This is a genomic window from Streptomyces sp. NBC_01551, from assembly GCF_026339935.1.
Classification (GTDB): Bacteria; Actinomycetota; Actinomycetes; order Streptomycetales; family Streptomycetaceae; genus Streptomyces.
This window is the reverse complement of sequence record NZ_JAPEPX010000001.1, coordinates 303,362-316,358: the sequence shown is the minus strand read 5'-3', so window position 1 is coordinate 316,358 and position 12,997 is coordinate 303,362. Positions and strand designations below refer to the sequence as shown.

At 73.1% G+C, this 12,997-nt stretch carries 18 protein-coding genes and 1 pseudogene; 11 read left to right on the top strand and 8 right to left on the bottom strand.

Translation table 11 applies throughout. The features are described 5' to 3' along the window. Nucleotides 1–103: 103 nt before the first annotated feature. From OG982_RS01275 to OG982_RS01240, 8 genes and pseudogenes are all read left to right on the top strand, one after another. Nucleotides 104–667, top strand: a complete 564-nt coding sequence (locus OG982_RS01275; RefSeq protein WP_266790551.1) for a TetR/AcrR family transcriptional regulator — start codon at nucleotides 104–106, stop codon at nucleotides 665–667. 41 nt (nucleotides 668–708) lie between these two features. Further along, nucleotides 709–1,347 carry a DUF6461 domain-containing protein gene (locus tag OG982_RS01270; RefSeq protein ID WP_266790552.1) on the top strand — a complete coding sequence of 213 codons (639 nt, stop codon included), beginning with the start codon at nucleotides 709–711 and terminating at the stop codon, nucleotides 1,345–1,347. 272 nt (nucleotides 1,348–1,619) lie between these two features. Further along, a pseudogene (locus OG982_RS01265) lies at nucleotides 1,620–1,835 on the top strand (helix-turn-helix domain-containing protein); the annotation flags it as partial. Nucleotides 1,836–2,022: 187 nt separating this feature from the next. Continuing rightward, a complete protein-coding gene (locus OG982_RS01260; protein ID WP_266790554.1) occupies nucleotides 2,023–2,427 on the top strand; it encodes a hypothetical protein in 405 nt (134 codons plus the stop codon). Beyond that, entirely contained in the window at nucleotides 2,424–3,212 is a 789-nt protein-coding gene (locus tag OG982_RS01255; RefSeq protein WP_266790556.1) for a transcriptional regulator, read from the top strand. Before OG982_RS01260 ends, OG982_RS01255 begins: the two co-directional genes overlap by 4 nt. Nucleotides 3,213–3,283: 71 nt before the next feature. After that, nucleotides 3,284–3,724, top strand: a complete 441-nt coding sequence (locus OG982_RS01250) for a roadblock/LC7 domain-containing protein (RefSeq protein WP_266790558.1) — start codon at nucleotides 3,284–3,286, stop codon at nucleotides 3,722–3,724. An 81-nt stretch (nucleotides 3,725–3,805) separates the two neighbouring features. Further along, nucleotides 3,806–4,180: a hypothetical protein gene (locus OG982_RS01245; protein ID WP_266790559.1), complete on the top strand. Its 375-nt coding sequence runs from the start codon at nucleotides 3,806–3,808 to the stop codon at nucleotides 4,178–4,180. A gap of 125 nt (nucleotides 4,181–4,305) precedes the next feature. Next, the gene (locus tag OG982_RS01240; protein WP_266790561.1) at nucleotides 4,306–4,788 is read left to right on the top strand and encodes a VOC family protein; all 483 of its coding nucleotides are present in this window, start codon (nucleotides 4,306–4,308) and stop codon (nucleotides 4,786–4,788) included. Nucleotides 4,789–4,792: 4 nt separating this feature from the next. On the opposite strand, the gene OG982_RS01235 is transcribed toward OG982_RS01240, so the two are convergent. The 3 genes from OG982_RS01235 to OG982_RS01225 all read right to left on the bottom strand — a co-directional run bounded on the left by OG982_RS01235 (nucleotide 4,793) and on the right by OG982_RS01225 (nucleotide 6,155). Continuing rightward, nucleotides 4,793–5,050, bottom strand: a complete 258-nt coding sequence (locus OG982_RS01235) for a hypothetical protein (RefSeq protein WP_266790563.1) — start codon at nucleotides 5,048–5,050, stop codon at nucleotides 4,793–4,795. Then, nucleotides 5,037–5,327: a DUF6400 family protein gene (locus tag OG982_RS01230; protein ID WP_266790565.1), complete on the bottom strand. Its 291-nt coding sequence runs from the start codon at nucleotides 5,325–5,327 to the stop codon at nucleotides 5,037–5,039. The genes OG982_RS01235 and OG982_RS01230 overlap by 14 nt, the downstream gene beginning before the upstream one ends. An 84-nt stretch (nucleotides 5,328–5,411) precedes the next feature. Then, a complete protein-coding gene (locus OG982_RS01225) occupies nucleotides 5,412–6,155 on the bottom strand; it encodes a Sir2 family NAD-dependent protein deacetylase (RefSeq protein WP_266790566.1) in 744 nt (247 codons plus the stop codon). Between the two features lie 181 nt (nucleotides 6,156–6,336). On the opposite strand from OG982_RS01225, the gene OG982_RS01220 reads away from it, so the two are divergent. Then, nucleotides 6,337–6,759: a hypothetical protein gene (locus tag OG982_RS01220; RefSeq protein ID WP_266947743.1), complete on the top strand. Its 423-nt coding sequence runs from the start codon at nucleotides 6,337–6,339 to the stop codon at nucleotides 6,757–6,759. Nucleotides 6,760–6,836: 77 nt separating this feature from the next. Further along, nucleotides 6,837–7,694: a GNAT family N-acetyltransferase gene (locus OG982_RS01215; protein ID WP_266947742.1), complete on the top strand. Its 858-nt coding sequence runs from the start codon at nucleotides 6,837–6,839 to the stop codon at nucleotides 7,692–7,694. A 115-nt stretch (nucleotides 7,695–7,809) separates the two neighbouring features. On the opposite strand, the gene OG982_RS01210 is transcribed toward OG982_RS01215, so the two are convergent. The 3 genes from OG982_RS01210 to OG982_RS01200 all read right to left on the bottom strand — a co-directional run bounded on the left by OG982_RS01210 (nucleotide 7,810) and on the right by OG982_RS01200 (nucleotide 9,429). Next, a complete protein-coding gene (locus OG982_RS01210; RefSeq protein WP_266790571.1) occupies nucleotides 7,810–8,253 on the bottom strand; it encodes a subtilase-type protease inhibitor in 444 nt (147 codons plus the stop codon). Nucleotides 8,254–8,470: 217 nt separating this feature from the next. Beyond that, on the bottom strand, nucleotides 8,471–8,929 hold the full coding sequence (locus tag OG982_RS01205) for a Crp/Fnr family transcriptional regulator (RefSeq protein WP_266790573.1): 459 nt from the start codon (nucleotides 8,927–8,929) through the stop codon (nucleotides 8,471–8,473). Nucleotides 8,930–9,126: 197 nt separating this feature from the next. Then, nucleotides 9,127–9,429 (bottom strand): hypothetical protein, encoded by a 303-nt coding sequence (locus OG982_RS01200; RefSeq protein WP_266790574.1) that lies wholly within the window; start codon nucleotides 9,427–9,429, stop codon nucleotides 9,127–9,129. Between the two features lie 241 nt (nucleotides 9,430–9,670). Between OG982_RS01200 and OG982_RS01195 the strand changes: the two genes are divergently transcribed. Beyond that, nucleotides 9,671–11,575: a glycoside hydrolase family 5 protein gene (locus OG982_RS01195; protein ID WP_266790575.1), complete on the top strand. Its 1,905-nt coding sequence runs from the start codon at nucleotides 9,671–9,673 to the stop codon at nucleotides 11,573–11,575. A gap of 17 nt (nucleotides 11,576–11,592) precedes the next feature. Here OG982_RS01195 and OG982_RS01190 read toward each other — a convergent pair whose 3' ends face one another. Beyond that, nucleotides 11,593–12,012, bottom strand: a complete 420-nt coding sequence (locus OG982_RS01190; RefSeq protein WP_266790577.1) for an ankyrin repeat domain-containing protein — start codon at nucleotides 12,010–12,012, stop codon at nucleotides 11,593–11,595. Beyond that, nucleotides 12,009–12,728 carry an HAD family phosphatase gene (locus OG982_RS01185; RefSeq protein WP_266947740.1) on the bottom strand — a complete coding sequence of 240 codons (720 nt, stop codon included), beginning with the start codon at nucleotides 12,726–12,728 and terminating at the stop codon, nucleotides 12,009–12,011. Before OG982_RS01185 ends, OG982_RS01190 begins: the two co-directional genes overlap by 4 nt. Nucleotides 12,729–12,997 lie beyond the last annotated feature (269 nt).

The window sequence follows — 12,997 nt, the reverse complement described above, 5'->3', positions numbered from 1 at the left end:
GCGAAGCACTGCACGTGCAGTGCTTCGCCCGTGTCCGCCCGCCGTCCCGCCGCGCCCGCTCCACCGGCCGCCGCGACGCCCCCACGCCCCCAGGGACCCGCCCATGCGCCAGAATCCGGAGCGCCGCGCCGCGCTGCTCGACGCCGCCATCGAAGTCCTGGCCCGCGAGGGCTCGCGCGGCCTGACCCTGCGCGCGGTCGACAAGGAGGCGGGCGTACCGACCGGCACCGCCTCGAACTACTTCGCGAACCGTGCCCAGCTGCTGGTCCAGATCCTGCACCGGACCCGGGAACGCCTGGTCCCCGACCCGGCGGACCTGGCCGGGCCCCTGGACACCAAGGTGCTGCTCGAACAGCTCCTCGCCCGGATGCGGCGCGAGCGAAGCGTGCACATCGCGATGCTGGAGCTCCGGCTGGAGGCCACCCGACGCCCCGAGCTCCAGGAGGAGGCCGCCCGGTTCCAGGGCCTCGAACTGGAGGCGAACGTCGCCTTCCACCTGGCGGCGGGCCTGCCCGGGGACCGGCAGGGCGTCGTCCTGCTCTACCTCGCCATGCTGGGCCTGATCGTGGACGACCTGACCGTGCCGGCGGTCCTGGACCCCTATCCCGTGGAGGGGCTCATTGAGGCAATGGTCGAGCGCCTCCTCCCGGATTCGCCCGCGGAGTGACTATCGTGCCGGTGGGGGATTACCGGACACGGGAGGACACCGTGCTGATAGCCGACATCTCGGGCGCCATCGGGGACACCGGCGGCGCCGGCATCCAGTGGCTCGCCCACTGGGACAGCTGGTTCGTGAGTCTCACCTTCGCCCGGGGCATAGGCCCCGAGGAACTCGCGGCCCGCCTCGGCGCGCTGCCCGACATCCACCCCGGTCCGCTCGGCGCGATGGACGCCTGGAGCATGGCCGGCGAGACCGTGGACGGCGACGGGGTGGCCCGGGTCGGCAGCTGGGGCGGCTGGTCCTTCGCCGTCGAGCACGGCCTGCCGGCCGGCGCCGAGCGGCTCGCCGAGGTCTCCCGGGGCGGCGTCGAGGCCGTCCACCTCGACCCGCAGCCGGACCACCCGCCCCGCCAGTTCGCGTACGCCCGCGACGGGGAGCTGGTGTGCTGCTTCGGCCTCGGCGAGGAGTGCTGGCGCGGCGGCCACCAGCCCGACTTCCTCCTCCCGGAACTGGTCACGGCCGGCATCCTCGCGCCCGACGGGGCCTACGTGCGCCCCGAGGACGAACCGGGCGAGGAGCGCGACCGGCTCACCCTCGCCGTACTGGAAGCCCGCTTCGCGCTCGCCCTGCCGAGGCACCTGATCGAGGAGACGCCGCTCCCGGCATTCGTGACGTGCACGCGGTAGCGGTTCGGCCGGCGTGGTCGCGGATGACCCGGCGGGCCGGCTCCGCGCGGGCCGGGGCCGCCACCCCACCCCTGATCTCCACGCTCGCTTTTCCCGTCACGCCCCTCCCCAGGGCGCGTTCCGGGCAGGATATGGGGCGGGGTGGGTGCGGGGGGCGCCCGGGCGGCGTGCGGTGATCTTATGCTCAGGTTTAAGCGCGTCCGCTGGTTTTGCGGCCGGTGACCGACTTTGATGGGTTCGCCAGGCCTCGTACCGGAGCAGGGGGATCACTCATGGGCGCCGATCGCAGCCAGAAGGACACCACTCCCACCCTCATCGGTTCCGTGCAGCGTGCGTTGCGTCTCGTCGAGGCGATGCACGCGGAGGGCGGGGCCACCGCCAAGAGGCTGTCGCGGGTCACCGGAATCCCCCTGCCCACCGTCTACCACCTGCTGCGCACGCTCAGCCACGAGGGCTATGTGCGGCGCGAGGGCGGGGCGTTCAGGCTTGAGGACGATCTTCCGCTTGCCTCGTGATCAAAAGCGGACGGGTTCCGGCCAAGCTGTCTAGCACACCCGTGCATGTTCCAGCGGAAAATGCCAGAACGCCCTTTCGTACTGTGGAACTTGAGTAAGTTCCCTCCTGTCGCGCCGTACGACCGTGCACCCAGCACGTCTGGCCGGGAGGGGAGCCCGCGTGCCCGGGATCGACGAATGCCTGCTCGAAGCCATGACCCTGCCCGGGGCGCGGGGGGCCTCGCTGGTCGACTGGAGCAGCGGACTGGCCCTCGGCACCATCGGGGAGTCACCCGTGGGGGACCACGAGACCACCGCCGCCGAAACCGCCGAACTGGCCCGGGCGGCAGCCGAGTACGAGTCCTTCGCCCCGGCCGGACCGGACGCCGCGGGAACTGACCCCGCGGGTCCGCCCGTGGAGGACCTCATCGTCACCACCCGCTCCGGCTACCACGTCCTGCGCTTCGTCGAGACGAGCTTCGACAGCAGCGTCTTCCTCCACCTATGGCTCGACCGCGCCGACGGAAACCTCGCCCTCGCCCGCCACCGACTCCGCGCCCTCGCCGAGGGACTGGTACTCAGATGACCCCCTCCACCCTCCCCGGCACCCCCGTTGAGGTATCTCCCTTGCTCACCCGGCTCGCAGCCGAACGCGCCACCGGCGCCCTCCTCCGCGACCGCGGCACGCTCTTCCTCGAAGACGGCCGCATCGTCCACGCCGAAAGCCCCGCCACCCCTGGACTCGACGTCCTCCTCACCACCGGCGGCGGTCTCGCCCCCGAGCGCTGGCGGGAGGCCGTCGACCGGGCCGGCGCCCGCCGCCAGGTCGCCCGCTTCCTCGTCGACAGCGGCGGGCTCGCGGGAGGCGAACTGGAAATCTGCCATCTCGCCGCGATATTCGACGCCGCCTTCTTCGCCCTCTCCCCGGGCAGCGGCCCCTCCCGGTTCCGCCGCGGGGCCACCCACTGGATCGGCTCCGTACGCTCCGTCCCCGCCGCCGCCGTCGAACGCGAGACCCTGCGCCGCCGCGAACTCCTCGACGCGGTCTGGCCGTACCCCCTGCTCGACACCGCCCCCGTCGTGCCCCGCCCCGCCGCCCCCGGCCAGACGGTCACCGCACGCCAGCGCCTCCTGCTGGCCCGGGCGGACGGCATACGCACGCCGGCCGACCTCGCCTGGGTACTGGGCCGGCCGGCCTTCCACACACTGCTCGACGTACGAAGACTCGCAGCGGCCGGACTCGTCGAAACCCCCCACGCCCCCGCTCCGCCACCGGTGGAAGCACCGCTGCCGGACTGGATGACCCAAGCCCAACCCCCGGACGTGGCGCTGCTCCGCCGGTTACGCGACGCACTGGAGGCAAGCCTGTGAGGCTCCCGCTGCGACCGGTCCTGCGCGCCGAACGCTCGGAGCGGAGGCAGCCCGAAAGGAGTAAGGCCGACATGATGACGGCGATGGTGTCCGCCGAGGCCGAAGCAGAGCTACTCGCCGAGCTCCGGCGGCTGCGCGCCCGTGTCCCCCAGCTCACCGGCACCCTCGCCGCGAGCGTCGACGGCCTCGTGCTCGCCCAGGACAGCGCTGCCGCCGAAGCCGAGGCCGTGGCGGCCCTGACCGCCGCCGCCCTCGGAGTGGCGCAACGGCTCAGCGACAGCACCGGCCAGGGCGGCTTCCGCGAACTCCTCGTACGCGGCGAACACGGGTACGTCGCCACCTACGCGGCGGGCGAAGCGGCCGTTCTCACCCTGATCGCGGAGCCGCGCGTCAACGTCGGCCGCCTCCACCTGGAGGCACGGCGCTCCAGCCTGCGCATCGCCGAGCTCATCGAGCACAGCCTCGGCCGACGGGGACCGGGCGCCCATGCCCCCGGCGCCCCGCCCGCCTGAGCCCCCCCAGACCACCCCTCGCAGTAGAGAAATCCAGGACAGCTCAACAGTTCCCAAGGAAAACGGAAAGAGGAACCCCTCATGGTCAACGTGGAGACCGCCCTCAAGGAAGCCACCACCACCATCGAAGGCGCGCTCGGCGCGGCTCTCGTCGACTACGGCAGCGGCATGGCCCTCGGCACCATCGGCGGAGGCAAGGACCTCGACCTCGCGGTCGCGGCGGCCGGCAACACCGACGTGGTGCGCGCGAAGGTCCGCACGATGGAGATGCTGGGCCTCAAGGACGAGATCGAAGACATCCTGATCACCCTGGGCGGTCAGTACCACCTGATCCGACTGATGAAGGCCCGGGGATCCGACGGGTTCTTCCTCTACCTGGCGCTCGACCGGGGCCGGGCCAACCTCGCGATGGCGCGGCACCAGCTGAAGAAGATCGAAAACGATCTGGAGGTCTAGGCCGTAGGCCGTCGGAGCGTTCCAGGAGGAATCACGGACCGGTCCGGGCCGACCGATGAGTTTCGGTCCCGGCTCCGGTCTGTAGGTGCGGGACGCTGTCCCGCACACACTCTCTGGAGGCAGTCATGAGCGGCAACGGATTCACCACCTGCCTGTGGTTCGACGGCAACGCGGAGGCGGCGGCCGACTACTACGTGTCGGTGTTCAAGAACGGCAGCATCGGCAGGATCGGCCACTACAACGAGGCGGGCCCCGGCCGGGCCGGCGACGTGATGGTCGTCGAGTTCGAGATCAACGGGCAGAAGTTCATCGGCCTCAACGGCGGACCCCAGTTCCCGTTCACCGAGGCCATCTCCTTCCAGATCAACGCGGAGGACGAGGCCGAGGCGGACTACTACTACGAAGAGCTCACCAAGGACGGCGGCGAGGAGTCCGCCTGCGGCTGGGTCAAGGACAAGTTCGGGGTCTCCTGGCAGGTCATCCCGCCCGGGGCCATCGACCTGATCGCCGACCCGGACCCGGGGCGCGCCGCCCGCGCCACCGCCGCCATGATGAAGATGAAGAAGCTCGACGTGGCGGAGCTGCGCCGCGCGGCCGACGCCGGCTGAACCGTCAGCGGCGCGACCAGCCGCTCGTGACGCGGTCCCACAGGGAACGGGTGGCGCCGAAGCCGCTCTCGTGCACCCAGACATGGGTGCACGACGGGCACTGCAGGTGCAGCAGGCTTCCGGTGTTGGACAGCATGTAGCGCCAGTGGTGGGAGCAGGTACGCCGCTCCTCGCACGGCTCGCAGCCACGGCTGTCGTCGCACTTCGGGCAGGTCACCCAGGCCCGGCGGCCGGGGTCCGCCTGCGGGTCAAGCGGCAGCACGGCCGCCCCCGCGCCGCGGCAGCACGCCGGCCGCGACGAGGTCGTCGTACAGGCGCTGCTGGTCGGCGTCGAGACCGGAGTACAGCAGGTCGTACGCCGCCTCCTCGCCGCGGAGCACCTCCATCGGGTCCCAGTCGGGGCCGATCGCGTCCAGGACGTGGACCTGCCGGAGCGCCTCCTGGCGCGTGAGGTCGACGGTGAAGTCGACCAGTGCGGGAGCGTCCGGCCGGCCGGCTTCGTCCGGACCGGTGGGAGGTGTGGGGGGAGAGGGAGCCATACAACGAACTTAGGTAACCCTTCCTTCCCCGGGCAAGGGGAAGGAAGGGTGGGGGACGTCACAGCGGGCCGGGGCCCCGCTCCGCTACGTCGCGGACTCGCTCGGAGCCGCGATCCGGGCCAGGAGCGCGGGCAGGGCGGTGCCGATCGGCTCGCGGATCACCTCGTCGGCCAGCGGGTCGTACGGGGTCTCCTCCGCGTTCACGATGATCAGCCGGGCCCCCGCCTCCGCCGCCATGCCGGCCAGCGAGGCGGCGGGCTGCACCTGGAGCGTCGACCCGACCGCGACGAACACCTGGCACCCCTTGGCCACCGCCACGGCCTGCCCCAGCACCTGCGGATCGAGTCGCTCGCCGAACATCACGGTGGCCGCCTTCAGGATCCCGCCGCAGGCCGCACACGCGGGATCCGGCTCCCCGGCGGCGACCCGGGCCAGCGCCTCGTCCATCCCCGACCGGGCGTGGCAGGCCGTGCACAGAACCGACCGGGCGCTGCCGTGCAGCTCGAACACCTTGCGCGCGGGCATCCCGGCGAGCTGGTGCAGCCCGTCCACGTTCTGGGTGATCACCCGGACCGGGGTGCCGCCGCGCTCCAGCTCGGCGACGGCCCGGTGCGCGGCGTTCGGCTGCGCGCCGAGGGCGCCGATCTCGGCGCGCATCAGCCAGGAGCGCCGCCGGATCTCCGGATCGGCCATGTAGTACTCGTACGTCACGAGCTTCTCGGCGTCGGGCTCGCGCCGCCACAACCCCTGCGGTCCCCGGTAGTCCGGGATCCCGGAATCGGTGGACATCCCGGCCCCACTGAACACTGCGACAAGCGGCTTTCCCATGGGACGACCCTACGTACGGTCCGGATCGCGCCGCGAACGGATTTACGGCCCGGTCCCCGGCTCCGGCCCCCGCCCGCGCGCCGCCGGATGGTCGTTTCTGCGGTGAATCCCGCCCCCCACAGGAGTGAGATCCGCCCCGCGCCCCTCCTGCGGACCCGCCCGGGCGGTTAAGAAACCGGACATGAAGCCCATGTCCCACACCCTCGGCGCCCTGCTCGTGACCGTCTTCGCCGCCGCCCCCTCCGCGGCGGCGACGACCGTCACCGCACCGGCCCCGCCCCACACCGCCTCCCAGATCACTAGCTTCCTCGCCGACTTCTACGGCCATCACGGCCCGACCGAGACGTTCCGCGAGAGCCGCATCTCCCAGGCCCTCCGGGACAAACAGCAGCACTCCGAGTTCGACGTGCTGCTCTGCTCCCAGAACACCCCGGAGAAGATCGAAATCGGCCCCGCCACCGTCGCCCCGGCGGCGGGGATCGGGTGGGCCACCGTGACCACCCACTGGGGCAGCGGCCCCGAGGCGCGCACCGACACCTTCACCGCGTACGTCCGCCTCGACTCCCGGCCGATCACGCTCGACGACGTCATCTGCGCGGGCTGACAGCGCGTTTCCCGGCCTCCCGACGGCTGGTCGGCGCCCGCTGCCGGGCCGCTCGTACATCTGGTACAACACCCGACATGACAGGATTCGAGATTGTCGGCGCCAGCGCCGCTGACATGGAACTGCTGCGCGCCTGGGCCGACGAGGAGGGCTGGAATCCGGGCGACGGCGACCGCTTCGCCTTCGCGGTCGCCGACCCCGAGGGCTTCCTCGTCGGCCGGCTCGACGGCGAACCGGTCGCCTGTATCTCGGCCGTGCGCTACGGGGCCGGGTTCGGCTTCATCGGCTTCTACATCGCCCGCCCCGCCTTCCGCGGCCGGGGTTACGGGATCCGGCTCTGGAACGCCGGGATGCAGCGGCTCGACGGGCGGCTCGTAGGGCTGGACGGGGTGGTCGAGCAGCAGGACAACTACCGTAAATCCGGGTTCCGTTCGGCCTGGAACAACGTCCGCCACGAAGGCGTGCCCCAGGACCTGCCGGGCGGTGCGGCGGCCGCCGACGGGGTGGCGATCGTGGACGCGGCCACCCTGCCCTTCCCTCAACTCGCCGCCTACGACAGCCGGTTCTTCCCCGAGCGGCGCGACGCGTTCCTCTCCGCCTGGACGGGCCTTCCCGGCCGCACCGCCCTCGCCGCCGTCCGCGACGGCCGCGTCGAGGGGCTCGGTGTGATCCGCCCGTGCAGCTCCGCCTCCCGGATCGGCCCCCTGTACGCCGCCACCCCGCAGGTGGCGGCCGCCCTGCTGCGGCGGCTCGCGGAGCACGCGCCCGGCGGGGAGGTCGCCGTGGACGTGCCCGACGCGAACCCGGCGGCCACCGCGCTGGTCGCCGGCCTGGGCCTGACCCCGACCTTCGAGGCGGCCCGCATGTACACGGGCGCGGCGCCCGAGCTGGACCTGGCGGGCCTGTACGGGGTCACCAGCCTCGAACTGGGCTGACGGCACCCGCGGGGCCGGGGCCGGACGGCGGTCGCACGGCGCCGCCCGGCCCCACGCCTCACGGGGCGTCGGGGGTGACACGGATGTCACGGGTGTCACGGGATGTCCCGGGTCATCAGAACCCGAACAGGGACCCGCTGGTGTTGTGCAGCCCGCAGGGGTTGCCGAAGGTGTACGAGTAGCTCATCCGGCGCCCCTGCCACACGCCGTCGGCCGTCACTGTCATGGGGTTCCACTCCCTGGTACACGCCGTGCCCCACTCGGGCTCCGTCACCGCGTCCAACGTGTCGAAGTTGGCGCGTAATTCGGCGCACGCGGCGGCGGGCGACGGGTGCGTGCCGCGCGGCGTCGGCGCGCATACGAGGGTCACCGCGCGCAGCACCGTACCGCTCGACGCGTCCTCCCCGGCGGTGATGCCGAGCACGAGGGCCGACGGCGCGTACAGGCTTTCCGTACCGGAGGGCGCGGCTCCGGCCGTTCCGGGCCAGGCCAGCGCGGTGAGCGCGGTGAGAGCCATGGCGGCGGAACCGAGTCCGAGACCCCTTGCGATGGACCGCATTGCGAACACTCCTTTGGGTTCGTGTTTCGGATAACGGACGGGAGTCTTGCTCAAACGGGCGGTGAACGCCCGTTCGGACCCCTGTTTTCCGTCACCGATCGTGAGCGCATGAGTGCAGTCCGCAGCGGTGCCGGGATGCTGACCTGTGGGGGAGCGCACGGCGGAAACGGCCGAACACACCCCCAGAAGCCCCTCGCGCGCCCCCCGGAGTGCGGCTCTAGCCGGCGATGGCGCGCGGGGCGTACATGTCGATCAGGCGCGTACGGGTCTGCTGGAGCCGGAGGGCGAGGACCCGCCCGACCCAGTGCCCGATGGCCGAGCCGAAGGCCGGGTCGGCGTCCATGAGCATCCGCACGGTCGTGGCGTCGAACTCGTACGCGCGGACCGGTGTCATCGCCTCCGCGCTCAGCTGCCACACGTACGGCGGGAACAGCCACGACCAGCCGACCAGCTCACCGGGGCCGAGGCTCTCGATGGGCGTGGGGCGACGGCTGGGCATGGGGAGCTCCAGGGTCATCGTGCCGGACCGTACGATCCAGAAGGATTCCGCACGGGCCCCTTCGTCGAAGACCCGGGCGCCCTCGGGGAAATTGACCTCGCGGGCGTGCGACATGAGCCGTCCACGGTGCTCGGTGGACAGGACGGCGGCGATCCGGACGGGGGAAGGTGTGCTCACGACGGCCTCCGATCACGACCCCCCAGGACGCTCCTGCTCACACCAGTGTCGCCGACGCCCGCCGATCCAGGGCCTGCCCGTCACCGATCGGTGCGTCGCCCCCGCCGACGGCGGCCGGTGCGGGCGACCGGGCCGGGGCCCGCGATGACCCCCAGGCGCTCCCTGGTGCTGTGGCCGGAACGGTTCCGGCCACAGCACTAGTCCTCGGCGCCCGCCTCCAGGCAGGCCAGCTCCATCGCGTCGAGCACCGCCTCGTGGCTGCGCCGGCTCAGCTCCGCGACGTTCTCGATCTGGGCCGTCGCCCAGGCGGCGAGGGTCATCACGAGGACGCGGAGCCCGTCCGTGCCGTGCTCGGCGAGGATCGCGTCCGCCACCAGCATGGCCTCCTCGGGTACCTGTTCCGGGGGCTCCAGCCCGGCCAGCCCGCGCAGCATCGCGAGCGTGCGGCGCGAGATCTCCGGGGTCATCCTCGCCAGCCGCATGTCTTCTTCGTCGTCCATCCGCCCCACCCTCCCGTGCCGTGCCAACCCTGAGGGCACGGTAGAGGCGCGGCGCGCCGCGCGGGGCCGTTTCGCCAGGGTGACCCTGTGTGAAGGGGTGGCGAGGGCCCCACCCGGTTGACGGCGCCCCTCGCGCCCCGCGAAAGGCGTCCCCGCCCGTGGCTTCCGCTGCTGCGGACCGGCCGGTAACTTGACCGCGGCAGTCCAGGCCGTCAAGCCCCGGCAGGAGCGAGCGAGCGAGATGAAGAACCTCTTACGCGCGATACCGGGCGTCCTCCTGCTCCTGCTGGGCCTGCTGCCCGCGGTGGCGGCGGCCCCGGCGGCCGCGGCCGCCACCCCCGCGGAGTCCTGGACGGCGCCGCTGTCCACCCGCGGGCGCTACATCGTCGACGCGAACGGCAGCCGGTTCCGCCTCCGCTCGGGCAACTGGGACGGAGCCCAGGGTTCCTGGGGCGGCTCCGGCGACCGCAACGACCCGGCCACCCACCACAGCGGCCAGGACTCCCACGGCATCCCGCTCGGACTCGACCGGGTTCCCCTGCCCACCCTGCTGGCCGACTTCCGCGCGCTCGGCCTCAACAGCATCCGGCTGCCCTTCTCCAACGAGATGCTCCGCACCACCGCCCCCGTCCCGGACGCGGCCGTCGCCGCCAACCCGGCGCTGCGCGGCCGCACCCCGCTCCAGGTCTACGACGCGGTCGTCGCCGCCCTCACCGACGCCGGGTTCGCCGTCATCCTGAACAACCACACCGTCACCACCCGCTGGTGCTGCGGCCTCGACGGCAACGAGCGCTGGAACAGCGGCCGTTCCACCGCCCAGTGGGCCGACGACTGGGTGTTCCTCGCCCGCCGCTACCGCGACAACCCGCGCGTGGTCGGCGCCGACCTCTACAACGAGGTCCGCCGCGACGTCCTCGACGACCCCAACTGGGGCCTCGGTGACGGCCACGACTGGCACGCGGCCGTCCAGGAGGCCGCCGACCGGATCCTCACCGAGGCCAACCCGAACCTGCTCATCGTGGTCGAGGGCATCAACTGGACCGGCATCCCCGTGGACGGCTTCCCGCACGGCCGCCCCACCCTGACCCCCGTCCGTACCCTCTCCCACACCCTCGTGGTCTCCCACAAGCTGGTCTACTCCGCGCACTTCTACGGCTACACCGGCCCCCGGCACAGCGGCGCCACCGGCATCGGCGAGACCAGCGACCTCCGCTACCAGGACATGACCCGGGCTCAACTCGAACAAACCCTTTACGACCAGGCCTTCTTCGTCTCCGCCGAGACCGGCACGCACTTCACCGCGCCCGTGTGGATCAGCGAGTTCGGCATCGGCGCCGACGAGAGCGGCGCGAGGCCCCGAGCCTGGTTCGAGAACCTCACCGCCTACCTGACCACCACCGACGCCGACTTCGCGTACTGGCCGCTGGTCGGCTGGAGCACGACCGCGCAGGGCGCCCCGGGCGGCGACAGCTGGGCGATGCTCCGCTACGACCACACCGGCCGCCGGTCCGGCGTACTGGACCCGGCGGACTGGCGCACCGGCCCGTGGACCGGGCTCGCGGGCACGGCGGGCCGGACCGGCGCGGTGCCGGACGCGCCGGCCTGGTACCAGCTCGACATCGACCACCGCGACCACGTCGCCTCGCTGCTCACCCGGGCCGCCGGCGACTGGGACAACGGTGCGCGCAAGGCCGTCTGCCCCGACGGCGCCCGGCTGGCCGGCCTCGCCCACACCGGCGGCCGGGGCCTGTGCGCGGGCTCGGACCTGCGTGCCCCGACGGGCGGGCACACGGTGGTCCGCGACGAGGCGCACGTCCCGCCCGGCGGGGACTGGGCCTCCGGCTACACGAAGCTCCAGTGCCCGGCCGGGCAGTACCTGACGGGCTACAGCCTGCGGGGCGCCCGCGTCTCGGCGGCCCTGTGCGCCCCCGCGCGCACCGCGCTCCCGGCGGCGGGCGGCCGCACCGTCTGGTTCGACCGGGGCGACAACCGCCCGCAGGGCGTTGCCGGCGGCGACTTCGCGTCGGGCCGCTACAAGGGCCAGTGCCTGCCGACCGAGTACGCGGCGGGCATCGCCTTCACCACCCGCGCCGCCGCCCGCCAAGGCCCGGCCGCGCTGCTCTGCCGCCCCCTCCCGGCCGCCTGACGGGGGCCGGGGAGGAGCTAGTGCTCGCCGGCGGCCGCCTCGCGGAGCAGCCGCGCGACCTCCGTGTGCTCGCCGCGCACCGCCCACTCCAGCGGCGACAGCCCGCTCCCGCCGTCCTCGCGCAGGAGCGGGTCGGCCCCGCCTTCCAGGAGCGCGCGCACCGTCTCCGCGTCGCCCCAGGACGCCGCCGCGCACAGCGGTGTCCCGTCCGTCGGCCCGCCGCTCTCGGCGTCGGGGGCCGCGCCGTGCGCGAGCAGCAGCCGTACGGCCTCCGGGTGCCCCGAGACGGCCGCCGCGTACAGGGCGGTCGTGCCCTCCGCGTCCGTACCGCCGGGCTCCGCGCCGAGCCTCAGCAAGGCGGCCACCCGGCCGGCCGGGCCGTTCCCGGCCGCCGCGACGAGGGCGCGGGAGAGCCGCTTGCGCGTACGCCGGTTCACGCCCGCACCGCCTCGGCCCCGGTCCCCGCGGCGGCGATCAGTGCCGGGAGGTCGCGCATGTCGGTGAAGACCACCGTGCCCGGCCCCGCGAGGGCGGCCGCCGGGGTCAGCCCGCCCGCGTAACCGAAGGAGCGCATGCCCGCCGCGCGGGCGGCCTCGACGCCCGGGCGGCTGTCCTCGACCACCACGCAGGCCGACGGATCGACGCCCATCCGCCCGGCCGCGTACAGGAACAGGTCGGGGGCCGGCTTGCCCCGGGAGACCTCGGTCGCGCTGTGGATCCGGCCCGCGAACCGCTCGTAGAGGCCGGTGCGGCCGAGGGTGTGGCGCATCTTCTCGTGGCTTCCGCTGGAGGCCACGCAGGTCGGCAGGGTGATCGCGTCGAGCGCCTCGGGCAGGCCGTCGACCGGGGTGAGCCCCGCGTCCACCGCCTCCGCGTGCATCGTCACGAACCGCTCGTCCCACTCGCGCGCCGTCTGCGCGCCGACCCGGGCGGCCAGCAGCTCCCGGATCGAGGCGTTGGAGCGGCCGACGAACCGGCGGACCGTCTCCTCCTCGGTGAGGGGCCAGCCGAGCTCGGCGCCGAGGGCGACGTGCACGCGGGCGGCGATGCGCTCGCTGTCGACGAGCACCCCGTCGCAGTCGAAGATCACGAGCCCGACCGGCTCGATTGGCTGGATCGGATCGGACTCGGCGGGCTCAGTCGACAAGATCATGGGGGAAGGATAGGCCGGGGCCCGGCCGGCTCTCCCGGCAGGCCGCTCCGGGCCCCGGCAGCCGCGAAACCACCTCCTGAGCCGAGTGAAGTCCCGCGTCCCTTCGGTATCCGATGGGTCAAGTGGGGTGTCCGGGCGGCCGGATCGCCCTAGAGTGCGCCCACGCGTATGACAGTTCGGCCGTTCGCACGATCGGTTTCAAGCCAAGGGTCAAGGGCCAACAGCCGAGGGCCAACGGCCAACGGTCATACGACGGCGCGTCGCGCTCC